Raw genomic sequence first — 14,674 nt, forward strand, 5'->3', positions numbered from 1 at the left:
CACGCGGGCAGAAGCGCCTGCGGGACGCCGCCCCCTCATGCTGATCGAGTAGGCCGCGGAGCGGACGTATCGAGATCCACGTGTGCAGGCGGGTGGGTCTCGATCCGCCGCCGGGGCGGCTACTCGACCAGCATGGGTGCGGGCGCCGGAGGCGGCCACTCCGCCGATGGGGTCACTCGAAGAGGGAGAGGGTGAGGGTGGAGCTGTAGTCGCCCGCGTCGACCGTGGTCGGCGTCTTGAGGGTCAGGGCCGCGTTCGCGGTCCAGGAGCCCTCCTCGGCGACGCCGGCCGAGTCGTTGGTGATGGCGAGCAGCTCCTGGTCGACCAGGCCGACTCCGTCCGGGCCGCCGTCGATGGCGGTGTCGACGACGTCGCCCTCCGCGACGAGGCCGGACTCACCGCCGTCGATCAGGTTCGGGGCCCAGCCGAGGTTCTCCGCGCCGATGATGTCGCCGGTCGAGGAGGTGAAGTCGCTGGCGGTGCCGAGGACGTACCAGCCGGCGCCGGCCGGGATGTCGGCGGCGTCGCGGGTGTCCGTCACCGTCACGGTCGGCAGCGTGCCGGTGAACTGCCGGATCACTCCCGTGGAGCCGTTCTCGGTCAGCGCCGTCGCGTCGCTGGCGACGGTCATCGACAGCGAGCCCGGCGAGGTCAGCGGCGCGATCTGCACGTTCACGTCGACGTCGTCGTTGCCGAGCTCGGCCTCGTCGGCGAAGGCGGTGCCGGCGACGCCGAGCAGGAGCAGGCCACCGGCGAGGCCGGCGGTCCCGCGGGCGAGGAGGGGGCGGATCCGGGTGGAGCGGGTGGTCATGGCAGGGGTTCTCCGTTCTCCGGTCGGCATCGTCGCCGACTCGTCAGGACGCGTCGCGGCCGGGTATAACGATCAGAAACGATCATCAATGACAGGCGCCGTGCGTCGCCGATCAGACTACCTCGCGGCTCCGACGAGGAGAAGACCCCCGCCGATCCGCCACTTCCGACCGTTGCGTCCGCAGAACGCCTCGGTTACGGTGACCACAGCGACTGATCTCGCTCTGCGCGTTCATGATCGAATGTGTCGGATCGCTCTCGCACTCCACCTTCAGCATCACCCACCACTCCACTGCCACCACCCCGACTCAAAGACGAGGCGCACCATGCTCGATCGCTCTTCCCGGCACGCTCGAGGCTCGCAGTCCGAGCCGCACACCCGCCGCCGAGGGGAGGGCGGACGGACCAGGGGCCGCGGACTCGTCGCGGCGACCGCCCTCGGCGCTCTGCTCGCGTCCGGGCTCGCGTCCGGGCTCGCACAGGCCGCGCCGGCCCAGGCCGCCCCCACCGACGTCCAGGCCGTGACGGTCACCGCGGCCGACGTCGCCGCCGCCGCGGAGAGCGTCAACGCGCTCACCTTCAAGGGCTTCGGCATCCTCTCGGCGAACTCGACCAGCGCGCTGCTGCTCGACTACAAGTCGCAGCACCCCGAGAAGTACTGGGAGCTGATCGAGACGCTCTTCGGCGGCGCGAATCCGATCATGACGACGATCAAGATCGAGATGGGCAACGACCGCAACACGTCGACCGGGCCGAACGTCGCGACGATGCGCTCGCGCGACGAGTACCCGAACGTGCAGCGCGAGCCCGGCTTCCAGCTGGCGGCGGACGCGCAGAAGGTCGCCGAGGGCGACGTGCACGTGAGCATCCTGCGCTGGAGCCGGCCCACCTGGGTGACGAGCGACGAGGACCAGTACATCTGGTTCAAGAACACCGTCCTGGCCGCCGAGCGCGAGTACGGGATCATGGTCGACTCGATCAACCCGGACACCAACGAGACCTCGAACCCCAACGCGGCGCTCTACAAGAAGTTCTCCACCTGGCTGCGCACCGACACGAAGGGCTACGAGGGCGCGAGCGCCGAGGACCCCAGCAACGGCTTCGCCTCGGCGGACGAGGGCGAGCGGTACCGCGCGATCCGCACGGTCGCGGCGGACACGGTCGGCACTCCCCCGACCTCCTTCGGGGACCAGCTCACCTCGACCACCGACTCCTCGCTCCGCGACGCCGTCGACGTCGTCGGCTTCCACTACGCCACCTCCGACGACGCGAACGGGAACCTGAAGAAGTTCGCGCAGACCTACGACAAGGAGATCTGGAACTCCGAGGGCCAGGCGACCTTCTCCAACTCCGCCGACCGCCCGAACAACACCAACCCCGACGGCCAGGGCGGCACCGGGACGGAGTTCGGCGGCACCAACAGCGCGCTCGAGATGAGCAACTGGGTCACCTCCGGCTTCGCGAAGTCGCTCCGGACGCTCAACATCTTCCAGCCGGCGATCGGCTCGTTCTACGACGGCTTCCAGTACTCCTCGAAGGAGCTGGTCAGCGCCCGCGACCCGTGGTCCGGCTGGCTGTACTACGACGGCGGCCTGGCCGCGGTCGAGCAGTACACGCAGTTCGCGCAGCTCGGCTGGGAGAACGAGGACAACACCGCCGGCGTCTGGCGCGGCATCCCCCAGGCCTCGGGCAGCGCGCTCGGCGGCGGCAACCCGCCCAGCGGCGCGCAGACCGGCGCGGTGTCGTACACGACGCTCGCCGCGCCCGACGGCTCCGACTTCTCGACGGTGATCGTCAACGACAGCGCGTTCGAGAAGACCTACGCGATCTCGGCGGAGGACCTCGACCTCGGCGACGACCGCACGATGGAGGTCTGGGAGACCCGCGCGGCCGACGCCGGCGAGGCCTACGACGCGAACTACGTCGTGCCCGTCGAGGAGCTGTCGGCCGAGGGCGGCGTCTACACGGTGACCGTGAAGCCCTGGTCGACGGCGACGGCGACCACGCTCGACCACGCCGCGGCGAGCGCCGACGGCACCCTGACCCCGCGCGAGGGCTACGGCTCGACCCTGCCGACCGCGCCCGAGTACACCGACGCCGACGGCGGCCGCGACGTGCTCGACACCGACGCGAGCGGCGACGTCAACGGCGTCACCACCGACTCCGTCCTCTACGCGGACGACTTCGACTACGCCGAGGCCGCGGACATCCGCTCCTACGACCCGGCGACCGGGGCGCTCGGCGACTCCGGCGAGTCCTTCCTCGACAGCCGCGGCGCGAAGGCGAAGCCCGCCGGCACGCCCGGCGTCCAGCCGGAGGACGGCGGCGCGATCCCGCGCTACACGAACGACACCAACGGCGCCTTCGAGTCCGTGGCCACCGGGGACGCGGCGCGCGATCGCGTGCTGCGCCAGCAGGTCGGCACCGGCATGAACGGCGCGGCCTGGAACGGCGGCGACCCGAAGACCACCATCGGCGACTACCGCTGGGCGAACTACCGGGCCTCGGTCGACGTGCTCTTCGAGGACGGCGGCACCCCGTACGCGACGATCGGCGCGCGGGAGCAGGGCGGCACGGCCAACGGCCAGAACGTCTCCGCGGCCGAGCTGCGGGTCGACGCGACGGGCGCCTGGAGCCTGCTGCGCTACGGCACCTCGGTCGCGTCGGGCACCGCCTCGGCGACCCCGGGCGCCGCGTTCCGCACCGGGACCGGAGTGTGGAACCGGATCGCCGTGCAGGTCGCCGGCGACCGCTACACCGCGTACCTCAACGGCGTGCAGATCGCGGCGTACACCGACCCGACGCCGCAGGCCGCGGGGCGCGTGCAGCTCGGCTCCGCGTTCACCTTCACGCAGTTCGACGACCTCGTCGTCGAGCAGGTGCCCGGATTCACTCCCTATTACTCCGGCGTCGTCGACGGCATGCACCAGACCAGCTGGAGCGACACCTCGACGCCGATCCTCGAGTTCGACGACCGGTGGACGCACGTCAACGGCCAGGGCATGTTCGAGTGGCAGCGGACGGCCTCCAAGAGCACGGGGAAGGGCGCGGCGCTGACCTACTCCTTCACCGGGACCGGCCTCGACGTCCTCGGCAGCAACACCGGCGCAGCGACGCTGAACGTCACCGTCGACGGCGTCCGCGTGGCGACGAACGCGCCGACCTGGGCCGCGGGCAGCGAGCGCACGGCGTTCCAGCTCCGCGGACTCGCGGACGGCGAGCACACGGTGCGGCTCGAGACGGCGAACGACGGCGTCCTGAACGTCGACGCGGTCGCCGTGGTGGTCGCGAACGCCGACTCGGCCGCGGTGGACACGACCGCCCTGGCGGCGGCGCTGGCAACGGCGGAGCGGTTCGAGGAGTCGGAGTGGAGCCCCGCGTCGTGGGCCCCGTTCGCGAGCGTCCTGGGCGATGCCCGGGCGGCGCTGGCCGACCCGGCCGCCTACGGCCTCGACGCGGAGGGGGCCGCGGCCCTGGCGCTGCGCCTCGGCCGGACCGCCGCGGAGCTCGTGCCCGAGGGCGTGAGCACGGACGTCCGCGACCTCGGCCTGATCGCCGGGACCACCGCCGCCGGACTGCCCGCGACCCTGACCCTCGAGGGCGCCGAGCGCGCCGTCACCTGGGACGCGGGCGCCACGCAGGCCCTCGCCGGCACGGCCGAGCTCGGCACGGTGCGGCTGACCGGCCGCACGAGCGAGAAGGTCGACGCGACCGGCGTCTTCCAGCGCTTCTCGGTGCCGCTGCTCGTCACTCCGGCCGACCTGCGCTACTTCGTCGACTCGGGCTCCACCGGAGCCGCGGCGGGCTCGGCCTTCGCGGCCGTGAAGGCGAGCCGTCCGGACCTGCTCAACGACGCCGCGGACAGGAAGTGGGACGGCGTCGCCGCGGGCAGCACCTGGGGCACCTCGACCACGTCCACCGGCGCGGTCGTCGCGGGCAGCCCCGCGGACTGGAGCTCCTCCTTCGTGCCCGCCGACTACGGCAAGCCCGTCGTGACGCACCTGACCCTGCCCGCCGGCACGTTCGACATCGTCGCCGTGCAGGCGCCGCGACCCGGCCTGACCACCAACGTCGTCTCGACCGTGACCGCGGCCGGCACCACGAAGCGCGCCACCGCGGTCTCGACCGGGGCGGCCACTCCGGTGCGCCAGCAGGTCACCCTCGCGGCGCCGGGCGTCGTGGACGTCGCCTTCGGCACCGACGGCACGAGCGGCTACAACGCGCGGCTCGCCCTGGTCTATGTGCAGAGCGTCACCCGCGACCTCGGCTACCAGGGCGCGCTCACCGCGAGCGCGGCGCTGCCGACCGCGGTGACGGTCGACGGAGCCTCGGTCGGCATCACCTGGGACGCGGAGTCCGCGGCGCAGACCCGCACCGACTACGCGCCGATCACCCTGCGCGGGACGCTCGCGAACGGGGCGCCGGTCAGCGCACGCTACGAGATCGTGCCCGAGGGGCTCGTCTACTGGATCGACTCCGGCACCGCGGCGACCTCCTCGCCGCAGTACGGCGCGGTGCAGGCGGCCGTCCCGTCGCTGCTGAACGCCGTGTCGGACCGGGCCTCGACCGCCGCGGACCAGTGGGGCTTCGCACCCGAGGGGATGAAGGTGAAGTCCGGGACGGACGTGAACGACAAGTTCTCGACCGGTCTCTACCAGGACACGACGCAGCTGATCTACCGACTGCCGCTGGCCGCCGGGACGTACACGCTGACCGGCGGGTTCACCGAGTGGTGGGGCCTCAGCCGGACCATGAACCACACGGTCACGGCGAACGGCGCGGAGCTGGCGAAGGGCAACGTGCCGCTGTCGGGCTCGAACTCGCCGCTCACCGGGGCGCTGACCTTCACGCTCGACGCGGCGACCACGGTGGAGTACCGGGTGACCAACGAGGGCGCGGGCGGCGAGAAGCCGGTGATCTCGTGGCTCGGCGTCGCGGCGGCCGCGCCGACCGCTCCCGCGCTGCCCGACCTGGGCGTCAGCGTGCAGAGCCGATGCGTCGCCGGCAAGGTGCAGCTGGGCGTCACCGCGACCAACACGGCCGACGTGCCGGTGGGGATCACGATGACGACGCCGTACGGCGAGAAGGCGTTCGCCGCGGTCGCCCCCGGGAAGAGCGCGTTCCACTCCTTCACCACCCGGGCCAAGGCGGTGCCGGCGGATGCGGTCGAGCTGACCGTGACGGGCACGGTCGACGGCGAGGACGTGACGCGCGAGCAGACGGCGGAGTACGCGGCGGCGAGCTGCTGATGCTGAGCTGAGCTGCTGATGCGCTGACGCGCTGCACGGCCCGTGCCGACGCCGCTCCGCCCTCCGGCGGGGCGGCGTCGGCGTTCCCGGTCCTGTTCCCGGTCGCGGCCCCGTCCCCGGCTTGCTCCTGCCGCAGCGTCATGTGGTCTGCTCGATGCACGTCCTGTTCCGCCCGCGTCGAGAGGCCCGCCATGCCGTCGTTCCCGAGTCCGCCCCGAGAGGTCCTGATCGGCGACGCCGCGGCGTTCGTCGGCATCACGCCCCGGGCGATCCGCCATTACCACCGGCTGGGACTTCTGCCCGAGCGCGAGCGGGGCGCCGACGGGCGGCGGCGGTACGGCTACGAGGAGATCATCCGGCTGCTCTGGATCCGGCGGACGGCCGACGCGGGGATCGCGCTCGACGACATCCGCGACGCCTTCGACGGCGCCGCGCCGGGTGGTGGCGGCGGTGCGGAGGGTGGCGGCGGGGCGGACGAGGTCGCCGACGTCCTCGCGCGGCTGGACGACGCGCTCGCCGCGCAGGAGGCCGAGCTGCGGCGGAAGCGGGCGTCGGTGCAGCGGATGCGGACCCTCGGCCCCCGGCTGGGGCTGCTGGACGATCTCGTGTCCGGCCGGCTCGAGTCCGCGCCCGAGGGCTCGCTGCGCCAGGACGACCTGGACGCCCTGCTGGTCACCGAGCGGGTCTTCGGTCCGCTCGGCGCCGCGGTCCAGGCCGGCCGCTTCGTCGCGCTCGCCGGCGATCCGGAGCTGCGGGCGGAGTCCGACCGCGTCGACGCCGCCGAGGAGGCGCTGGACGACACGGTCGCCGTGGACGACCCGCGGGTGGAGCGGGTGGCGGCCGGGCGGCACGCCTTCGAGACCGCGCTGATGCGCGCCTGCGACGAGGCCGGGCAGGCGGAGGAGGACGACGCGCTCTTCGCCGCGTGGGACGAGCGGCACCCGCCGGAGGACGACGGCGGGGCGAGCGGGCAGGCGCCCGCCGCCGGGCCGGCCGCGAGTGCGCGCGCCAGGAGCGCGGCGGAGGTCGTCCGGAGCATGCCCTACGACTTCTCGCCGGCGCGCCTGCGCTGCATGGAGCTGGCGGTGCGGCTCGGGGCGGAGGCCGCGGAGTCGTAGGGCGGGGCTCGGCGGGTGAGCCGTGGCGGGCGGATCCCCCCGGCGAGGTCAGCCCGCGAGGATGCGGTCGGCGAGGTCCTGCGCGTCCTCGTCGCCGGGGAGGATCTGCACCGTGTCGCCCTCGATCTCCTGCAGGACCGTGACGGCCGAGACGACCACGTCCCCGGCGCGCAGCAGCAGCCGGGCGTCGCCGCCGGCCTCGGCGGCCTCGGCGGTCGCCTCCCGGAAGAGCGCGGCGCCCTCCTCGTCGAAGCGCACGCTCACGGCCTGCCCGTCGTCGGCCTGCCCGTCGTCGGCCTGCCCGTCGTCGGAGCCGGTGACCTCGACCGAGGCGACGCCCGCCCGGCTGAAGGCCGCGGGGTCGACGAGCACGTACTGGCCGGCGACGTCGAGGCACTGCGGGTCGGAGCCGTACTCGCAGGTGGAGGTCACGGCGACGCCGAGCCCGCCGGTGGCGGCGGCGGTCGCGGTGGGCGCTGTCGTGGTGGGCGCTGTCGTGGGCATCGGCGCGGGCGGGTCGGACGCGGGCGGATCGGCCGGCGAGCTGCATCCGGCGAGCGCGAGCAGCAGGATCCCGGCGGCCCCTGCCGCGGCGTGGTGACGGTTCACGAGCACTCCTTCGGTCGGGAGCGCGCCACGATACCCAACGCCTGTGGGAGTGCACACCCCCTCCCCCTCATGCTGGTCGAGCAGCCCGAAGGGCGTATCGAGACCCACGTGATCGAGCATGCGGATCTCGATACGTCCGCTCCGCGGACTACTCGATCAGCATGACCAGGCGGCGGCGAGCACCTGCAGCCGAGCTCGCCACCCATGCTGGTCGAGCAGCCCGAAGGGCGTATCGAGACCCACCATCACCGCACTCCGAGCGCCCGAACCTCCTCCACACCCCCCGATCCGCCTCCGACTTCCCCGTCTGCGCCCCCCAGCCCTCCCGCTGTCGGTGGTCCCTGATTCAATACGCGTATGACCGAGAACGAGACAGCGGAGGGGCCCCTCGCCCGGGTGCGCGCCTGCGGCGATCGCGCCGCGCTCTTCGCCCGCGCCGCCGCTCCGCAGCGCCTCGCCGAGGCCGAGCAGCTCCACGTCGGCTACCGCCTCGCCCTCGCCCACCCGGAGGCCTTCGCGCGAGGGCTCTCCCGGGGGCTGTCCCGCGGCGACACCCGCGACCTCGTCGAGCGGTCCATCCGCGCCGAGTTCGCGGCCGCGATCGGAGTCTCCGAGCAGGACGCCTCGCGCCGCCTCGAGAACGCGCAGCTCCTCATGGAGCACCTCCCCCTCACCCGCGCGCTGCTCGCCGCCGCTCGGATCCACTGGGAGGCGGGCGAGGCAATCTGCCGGACCGCGGGCAGCCTGCCCGCCGAGTCCAGGGCGGTCCTCGACGAGCGCGCTGCGGACGCCGCCCTCACCCTCACGCCGACGCAGCTGCGCCGCTCCCTCCGCCGCTGGCGCGAGGAGCTGCACGAGCAGCCCCTCGCCGAGCGTCACGCCCGCGCCCGGGAGGACCGCGCCGTCTGGGTCACCCCCGAGGTCGACGGCATGGCGACGCTCTGCCTGCACGCTCCCGCGCCCGTCGTGCTCGGGGCGCACGACCGACTCCGCCGCATCGCCCGCGTCCTCCGCGACGAGGGCGACCCGCGCACCCTGCAGCAGCTGAGCGCCGACGCCGCCGTCGACCTGCTCTGCGACGGCGACGTCACCGGCACCACGCCCCTCGACGGGGAGCGCCCCGACCCGACCTTCGTGCCGGGCGTCCGCGCCGACGTGCGCCTCACGCTGCCCGCGTCCACCGCCGCCGGCCTCGACGACGTCCCCGCCGATCTCGACGGCTACGGTCCCGTCCCCGCGGAGGTCGCGCGCGAGCTCATCCGCACGGCCGCCTCCTTCACCCGCGTGCTCACGGACCGGGACACCGGAGCCGTCACCTCCGTCGGTCGGACCTGGCGCGTGCCGCCGCCCCGGATGCGCCTGCACCTGCAGCTGCGCGACCAGACCTGCCGCTTCCCCGGCTGCACCAGGCCCGCCGCGACCAGCGAGGCCGACCACACCGTCGAGTGGCGCAACGGCGGGCAGACCTCGCTCGGCAACCTGGCCACCCTCTGCACCGCGCACCACCACGTCCGCCACGGCGACCGCTGGACCTACGAGCTCGCCGACGACGGGACGATCGCCTGGTCCACTCCGACCGGCAGACGGATCAGCACCCGGCCGCCCCCGCTCCCCGGACGTCCGCCGGACCCGCCCCCGCGGCCGCGGTTCGTCGACGCGCCGGCGCCGTTCTGACGCCGGCGGTCCTCGGGGCGCGCGGATCTCGACACCACTCGATCAGCATGCAGCGGGGGCGGTCAGGCGCGGGACGCGGCGAGCAGGGCGCCGAGGCGCTCGAGCTGCGCGGCGTCCTCGAGGGCGGAGCCGACGGCGGCGACGCGGACGCCGGCGTCGAGGAACTCGGCGACGTTGCCGGCGTCGAGGCCGCCGGTGGCGACGAAGCGGATGCCGGGGAAGGGGCCGCGGATGTGCTTGAACCAGCCGGCGCCGAGCCAGGTCGCGGGGAACGCCTTCAGCCAGGTGAGGCCGAGGGAGGCGGCGAGCTGCACCTCGGAGGGCGTCGCCACTCCGGGCAGCAGCGGGAGGTCGACGGCTCCGGCGGCGGCGAGGATCCGCTGGTCGAGGCCGGGCGAGACGAGGTAGCCGGCGCCGGCCTCGCGGGCGAGGGCGACCTGCTCCGGGCGGACGATCGTGCCCGCTCCGACGGTCTTCCCTCGCTCGGTGCCGAGGCGCGCGACCTCGCGGAGGGCGATCTCGTCCTCCGCCGTCTGCAGCGGCACCTCGACCGAGTCGATGCCGAGGTCCCAGGCGGTGGTGGCGAGGGCGATCGAGCGCTCCACGCCCATCCCGCGCAGGATCGCCATCAGCGGGGCGCCCGAGAAGATGTCGTCGAAGGGGCTGGTCATGGTCGTGCCGTTCTCTCGTCGAGGGAGTCGCCCGCCACGGCGAGGGTCAGGGCGGCGCGGTCGTGGCCGCGGCGCAGGCGGTCGCGGTGGTCGGCGCCCTGCAGCAGGGCGGCCAGGTAGCCGCCGGCGAAGGCGTCGCCCGCGCCGACCGCGTCGAGCACCTCCACCTCGTGCGAGGGCTCGAAGACGGCGCCGGCGCAGAACGCCGTCGCGCCGATGTGGCCGTCCTTGACGACCAGCTCGGCGACGTCCGGGAACGCCGCGCGGACGTCCTCCGCGGTGCGGGTGCCCCAGAGGGTCTCCGCCTCGTCGCGGCCGACGAAGACCACGTCGGCCAGCCGCACCAGCGCGGCGAGCACGGGGGCGGCGTCGGCGGCGCTCCACAGCGCGGCGCGGTGGTTCACGTCCAGGCTCACCGGGATGCCGAGCTCGCGCGCCCGGACGGCGGCCCGGCGCAGGAACCGGTCGGCGCCCGGCGAGAGCGCCGCGGTGATCCCGGACAGGTGCAGCAGCGCCACGCCGTCGAAGGGCGCGGAGTCGGCGTCGGCGGTGTCGAGGCGCGAGGCCGCCGAGCCCGCCCGGTAGTAGGCGACGCCGCGGCCGGGATCCTTCACGTAGAGGCCGGTCGGGCGCTCCGGGTCGCGGACGACGCGCGAGACGTCGATCCGCCGGGCCGCCAGCTGCCGGAGCACCCGCTCGCCGAGCGCGTCGGCGCCGAGCCTGCTGTGCCAGCGGACAGGCACCCCCAGCGCCGCGGCGTGCGCGAGCACGTTCGACTCCGCTCCGCCCGCGTCGACGAGGAAGTCGTCCGCGTCGGCGACGGACCCGCCGCAGGGCACCAGCACGGCCATGGTCTCCCCCATGGCCAGCAGCACTCCCGGCCCGGCGGATCCTGCGCTCACGCCAGGTCCTTCACCGGCGCCGCATCCATGTCGTCGAACGCCTGGTTCTCGCCCGCCATCGCCCAGACGAAGGAGTACGCGGCGGTCCCGACGCCCGAGTGCAGCGACCAGCTCGGCGAGAGGATCGCCTGGCGGTCGGCGACGACGAGGTGCCGGGTCTCCTGGCGCTCCCCGAGCAGGTGGATCACGCGCGCGTCCTCGGGCAGATCGAAGTAGAGGTAGCACTCGGTGCGGCGGTCGTGGGTGTGCGCGGGCATGGTGTTCCACATCGAGCCCTCGTGCAGGGTCGTGACGCCCATGACGATCTGGCAGCTGCGCACGCCGTTCTCGTGGATGTACTGGTTGAGCGTGCGGCGGTTGCTCGTCGCCTGCTCGCCCAGCTCGCGGACGGTGCCCTCGCCCGGCGCGACCAGCACCGACGGGTACGTCGTGTGCGCGGGGGCGGAGAAGAGGTAGAACTGGGCGCCGGCGTCCGAGCCGGAGCCCGAACCGCCGGCGGCGTCCTCGAACACCACCGCCTCGATCCCGCGACCGAGGTAGAGGCAGGCGCCCGAGACCAGCGTGTACGTCTCGCCGTCCGCGGTCACCGTGCCGGTGCCGCCGACGTTGACGATCCCGAGCTCGCGGTGCTCGAGGAAGGTGTCGCTGCGGATCTCCTCGTAGCCGGTGAGCTCGAGACGCTGCCCCGCGGGGACGGCGCCGCCGAGCACGATGCGGTCGTGGTGCGTGTAGACCAGGCGGATCTCGCCGGCGACGAACACCTCGGGGACGAGGTACTCCCGCCGCAGGTCCTCCGTGGTCATGCCCGGGATCTGCGAGGGGTTGGTGGCGTAGCGCTGCTCCATGTCGGATGCTCCTGTCGGGTCGGTTCTGCGAAGTGCGGGGTGCGGCGGCGGTGCTCGCGTCAGCGCACGAGCCAGCCGCCGTCGACGGGGAGGATCGTCCCCGTGACGTACGCGGCGGCGTCCGAGGCGAGGAACACGAAGGCGCCCTGCAGATCGGACGGGGTGCCCCAGCGGCCGGCCGGGATGCGCGCGACGATCGACGCCTCGCGGGCCTCGTCGGCGCGGATCGCGGCGGTGTTGTCGGTGGCGAGGTAGCCGGGGGCGATCGCGTTGACCGTCACTCCGGAGGCCGCCCACTCGTTGGCGAACGCCTTGGTGAGACCGGCGACCGCGTGCTTCGACGCGGTGTAGCCGGGCACGGTGATGCCGCCCTGGAAGGAGAGCATCGACGCGACGGTGATGATGCGCCCCGAGCCCTGCTCGATCATCCGCCGGCCGGCCGCCTGGGTGAGGTGGAAGACCGAGTCGAGGTTCACCTTCAGCACCTCGTCCCAGTCCGCGGCGCTGTGCTCGGCCGCGGGGGTGCGCTTGATCGTGCCGGCGTTGTTGACCAGCACATCGATCCGGCCGAGCTCGGAGACGACCTCGTCGATCGCGGAGTGCAGCTCCTCGGGCGTGGCGGTCGCGAAGTCGCGGCGGATGAGGTGCGCCCGACGACCCAGCCCGCGGATCAGCTCGGCGGTCTCGCTGGCGTCGCCCCGGTCGATCAGGGCGATGTCGGCGCCGGCCCCGGCGAGCGCCAGCGCGGCGCCCCGGCCGATGCCCCGGCTGGTCCCGGTGACGGCGGCGACCCGGCCGTCGAGGCGGAAGGCGTCCACGGTGAAGGCGGCGGGCGTGAATCCAGCGTCGGTCATGGTCGTGCCTTTCGGAAGGTCGTCGTGAGGGAGCCGATGCCGTCGACGCGGATCGTCACCGCGTCGCCGTCGGCCAGCGGGCGGTGCGCCGCGAGCGCCTCCGGCAGCTTCTGCGGGCTGCCCGTGGCGATGACGTCGCGGACGACCTCGACGCGGAGGTCGCCGGTGTCCGCGATCTCGTCCGGCGTGACGAGCCACGGGCCGAGCGGGGCGAAGCCGTCGGAGCACTTGCCGAGCGTCCACTGGCTCGAGCGGCCCTGCCAGGTGCGCTCGGAGACGTCGTTCACGAGGGTGTAGCCGGCGATGTGCGCGGCCGCCTCCTCGAGCGGGATGTCGCGACCACCGCGACCGATGACGAGCGCGATCTCGCCCTCGTAGTCGACGTCGGTGGCGGTCAGCGGCAGGGTTACCGGGTCGCCGGGGGCGCCGAGGGTGTTCGGCGTCTTGACGAACACGTCCGGCGTCGTCGGCACGGGCCGGTCCTCGCCGCCGGCGGGCACGTGGCCGCGGTAGTTGTAGCCGATGCAGAGGATCTTGCCCGGCATGACCGGGGGCAGCAGGCGGAGGGAGTCGAGCGGGAGGGTCGAAGCGCCGACCGCCCGGGCCGCGGTCAGCAGCGCGCGGTCGGCCAGCAGCTCCACGACCGTCGCCGTGCCCAGGTCGAGCACGCGGTCGCCGTCCAGCACGGCCCCGGTCCGGGCGCCCTCGGCGCTCTCGAATCTGACGAGTCTCACCAGTAGGGCCGCCATTCCGGTCGCGAGACGCGCATCAGCGCCTCCAGGTAGAAGTAGTCGCCCCAGAGCGTGCCCTCGTCGACGCCGACGTTCTTCGGCAGGTCGTAGACGCTGTGGAGGAGGACCGTGTCGGCCGCCTCGGGGCTCTCGGGAGCGCACTCCTCGATCAGCGCCGCGAGGATCCGGTGCGCGGCGCCCCGCCAGCGCTCGGCGCACTCGGCGTCCGTCTCGACCAGGGCGAGCTCGAGCAGCCCGCAGACCGCGATCGCCGCGGCCGAGCTGTCGCGGGGCGCGTCGCTGCCCTCCGCGTAGACGAGGTCCCAGTAGGGGATCAGGTCCTGCGGCAGGTGCGCGAGGAAGTACTCGGCGCAGGCGCGCGACGCGGCCAGCAGCCCCTCGTCGCCGAGCACGCGGAAGCCCATCGCGAAGCCGTAGACGCCCCAGGCCTGGCCGCGCGCCCAGCAGGAGTCGTCGAACGCGCCCTGCTCGGTGCCGCCGCGCAGGGGCTCGCCGGTCTCGGCGTCCCAGTAGAAGGTGTGGAAGGTGGAGGAGTCCGGGCGGAGGATGTTCTGCCGCAGCGCCTCGATGTGGCGCGCGACCGCCTCCGCGTAGCGCGGGTCGCCGGTCTGCTCGCCGGCCCAGGTCAGCAGCGGCATGTTCATCAGGGAGTCGATGATCGTGCGGCCGCGCTGCTTCGGATCGCGCAGGTCGCCCCAGGCCTGGACGATCCCCGCCGTGGGCAGGTAGCGCGTCATCAGGTGGTCCGCGGCCTCGAGGGCGGCGGTGCGGCCGAGCTCGTCGCCGAGCAGCCGGAAGGGCGCGACGGAGGAGAGCGTGTAGAGGAAGCCGAGGTCGTGGGTCTCGAGGTCCTCGCCCTCCCGGACGCGGCGGGCGAAGTCGGCGAGGTGGCCGCGGGCGGCGTCGAGGAAGACGTCCTCCCCCGTGACCTCCCACGCGATCCACTGCATCCCGGGCCAGAAGCTCGTCGTCCAGCCGCGGTTGGCGCCGGCCGCGAAGCCCTGCGCCGCCGGGCGGATCGGGTAGCGGCCGTCCGTGGTGGTGTCGTCGGGGTAGCTCGAGCCGAAGACCGCGATCATGCGGCGGACGACCTCGAGGGCGTCCGCCACGGCCTGCACGATGCTCTGCTCTGTGGTCGTCCTCCCCGTGGTGGGTGGAGTGGTCGTCATGGGGAGAGTCCTTCGTGGGAG

General features: G+C 73.8%; 11 protein-coding genes. 3 read left to right on the forward strand and 8 right to left on the reverse strand.

Going from position 1 to position 14,674, the window contains the following annotated elements; translation table 11 throughout:
* Positions 1 to 172 precede the first annotated feature (172 nt).
* Entirely contained in the window at positions 173 to 811 is a 639-nt protein-coding gene (locus HQQ82_RS13595; protein ID WP_173234093.1) for a hypothetical protein, read from the reverse strand.
* 325 nt (positions 812 to 1,136) lie between these two features.
* Here HQQ82_RS13595 and HQQ82_RS13600 point away from each other — a divergent pair, with 325 nt between their 5' ends.
* Both HQQ82_RS13600 and HQQ82_RS13605 read left to right on the forward strand, forming a co-directional pair.
* A complete protein-coding gene (locus HQQ82_RS13600) occupies positions 1,137 to 6,059 on the forward strand; it encodes a family 16 glycoside hydrolase (RefSeq protein WP_173234095.1) in 4,923 nt (1,640 codons plus the stop codon).
* 191 nt (positions 6,060 to 6,250) lie between these two features.
* Complete coding sequence (locus HQQ82_RS13605; protein ID WP_173234097.1) at positions 6,251 to 7,177, forward strand: MerR family transcriptional regulator; 927 nt, start codon at positions 6,251 to 6,253, stop codon at positions 7,175 to 7,177.
* Between the two features lie 48 nt (positions 7,178 to 7,225).
* On the opposite strand, the gene HQQ82_RS13610 is transcribed toward HQQ82_RS13605, so the two are convergent.
* Complete coding sequence (locus HQQ82_RS13610; protein ID WP_173234099.1) at positions 7,226 to 7,786, reverse strand: hypothetical protein; 561 nt, start codon at positions 7,784 to 7,786, stop codon at positions 7,226 to 7,228.
* 357 nt (positions 7,787 to 8,143) lie between these two features.
* On the opposite strand from HQQ82_RS13610, the gene HQQ82_RS13615 reads away from it, so the two are divergent.
* A complete protein-coding gene (locus HQQ82_RS13615) occupies positions 8,144 to 9,460 on the forward strand; it encodes an HNH endonuclease signature motif containing protein (RefSeq protein WP_173234100.1) in 1,317 nt (438 codons plus the stop codon).
* A gap of 62 nt (positions 9,461 to 9,522) precedes the next feature.
* Here HQQ82_RS13615 and HQQ82_RS13620 read toward each other — a convergent pair whose 3' ends face one another.
* The 6 genes from HQQ82_RS13620 to HQQ82_RS13645 are packed head-to-tail and all read right to left on the reverse strand — an operon-like array spanning position 9,523 to position 14,653.
* Complete coding sequence (locus HQQ82_RS13620) at positions 9,523 to 10,131, reverse strand: bifunctional 4-hydroxy-2-oxoglutarate aldolase/2-dehydro-3-deoxy-phosphogluconate aldolase (protein ID WP_173234102.1); 609 nt, start codon at positions 10,129 to 10,131, stop codon at positions 9,523 to 9,525.
* Positions 10,128 to 11,033 (reverse strand): sugar kinase, encoded by a 906-nt coding sequence (locus HQQ82_RS13625; RefSeq protein WP_367947957.1) that lies wholly within the window; start codon positions 11,031 to 11,033, stop codon positions 10,128 to 10,130. The genes HQQ82_RS13620 and HQQ82_RS13625 overlap by 4 nt, the downstream gene beginning before the upstream one ends.
* On the reverse strand, positions 11,030 to 11,878 hold the full coding sequence (gene kduI, locus HQQ82_RS13630; protein ID WP_173234104.1) for a 5-dehydro-4-deoxy-D-glucuronate isomerase: 849 nt from the start codon (positions 11,876 to 11,878) through the stop codon (positions 11,030 to 11,032). The genes HQQ82_RS13625 and kduI overlap by 4 nt, the downstream gene beginning before the upstream one ends.
* Before the next feature lie 59 nt (positions 11,879 to 11,937).
* Positions 11,938 to 12,732: a 2-dehydro-3-deoxy-D-gluconate 5-dehydrogenase KduD gene (gene kduD, locus HQQ82_RS13635; protein ID WP_173234106.1), complete on the reverse strand. Its 795-nt coding sequence runs from the start codon at positions 12,730 to 12,732 to the stop codon at positions 11,938 to 11,940.
* Positions 12,729 to 13,466, reverse strand: coding sequence for a fumarylacetoacetate hydrolase family protein (locus tag HQQ82_RS13640; protein ID WP_367947956.1), 738 nt, complete (start codon positions 13,464 to 13,466; stop codon positions 12,729 to 12,731). Before HQQ82_RS13640 ends, kduD begins: the two co-directional genes overlap by 4 nt.
* Complete coding sequence (locus HQQ82_RS13645) at positions 13,463 to 14,653, reverse strand: glycoside hydrolase family 88 protein (protein WP_173234110.1); 1,191 nt, start codon at positions 14,651 to 14,653, stop codon at positions 13,463 to 13,465. The genes HQQ82_RS13640 and HQQ82_RS13645 overlap by 4 nt, the downstream gene beginning before the upstream one ends.
* Between the last annotated feature and the right edge of the window lie 21 nt (positions 14,654 to 14,674).

The organism is Rathayibacter sp. VKM Ac-2856 (assembly GCF_013205055.1).
Classification (GTDB): Bacteria; Actinomycetota; Actinomycetes; order Actinomycetales; family Microbacteriaceae; genus Rathayibacter.

What these genes read in the sequence shown, in the direction of transcription:
- HQQ82_RS13595 (WP_173234093.1), bottom strand. Translation starts at nt 811, where the DNA reads ATGACCACCCGCTCCACCCGGATCCGCCCCCTCCTCGCCCGCGGGACC.
- HQQ82_RS13600 (WP_173234095.1), top strand. Translation starts at nt 1,137, where the DNA reads ATGCTCGATCGCTCTTCCCGGCACGCTCGAGGCTCGCAGTCCGAGCCG.
- HQQ82_RS13615 (WP_173234100.1), top strand. Translation starts at nt 8,144, where the DNA reads ATGACCGAGAACGAGACAGCGGAGGGGCCCCTCGCCCGGGTGCGCGCC.
- kduI (WP_173234104.1), bottom strand. Translation starts at nt 11,878, where the DNA reads ATGGAGCAGCGCTACGCCACCAACCCCTCGCAGATCCCGGGCATGACC.
- HQQ82_RS13645 (WP_173234110.1), bottom strand. Translation starts at nt 14,653, where the DNA reads ATGACGACCACTCCACCCACCACGGGGAGGACGACCACAGAGCAGAGC.
- HQQ82_RS13620 (WP_173234102.1), bottom strand. Translation starts at nt 10,131, where the DNA reads ATGACCAGCCCCTTCGACGACATCTTCTCGGGCGCCCCGCTGATGGCG.
- HQQ82_RS13605 (WP_173234097.1), top strand. Translation starts at nt 6,251, where the DNA reads ATGCCGTCGTTCCCGAGTCCGCCCCGAGAGGTCCTGATCGGCGACGCC.
- kduD (WP_173234106.1), bottom strand. Translation starts at nt 12,732, where the DNA reads ATGACCGACGCTGGATTCACGCCCGCCGCCTTCACCGTGGACGCCTTC.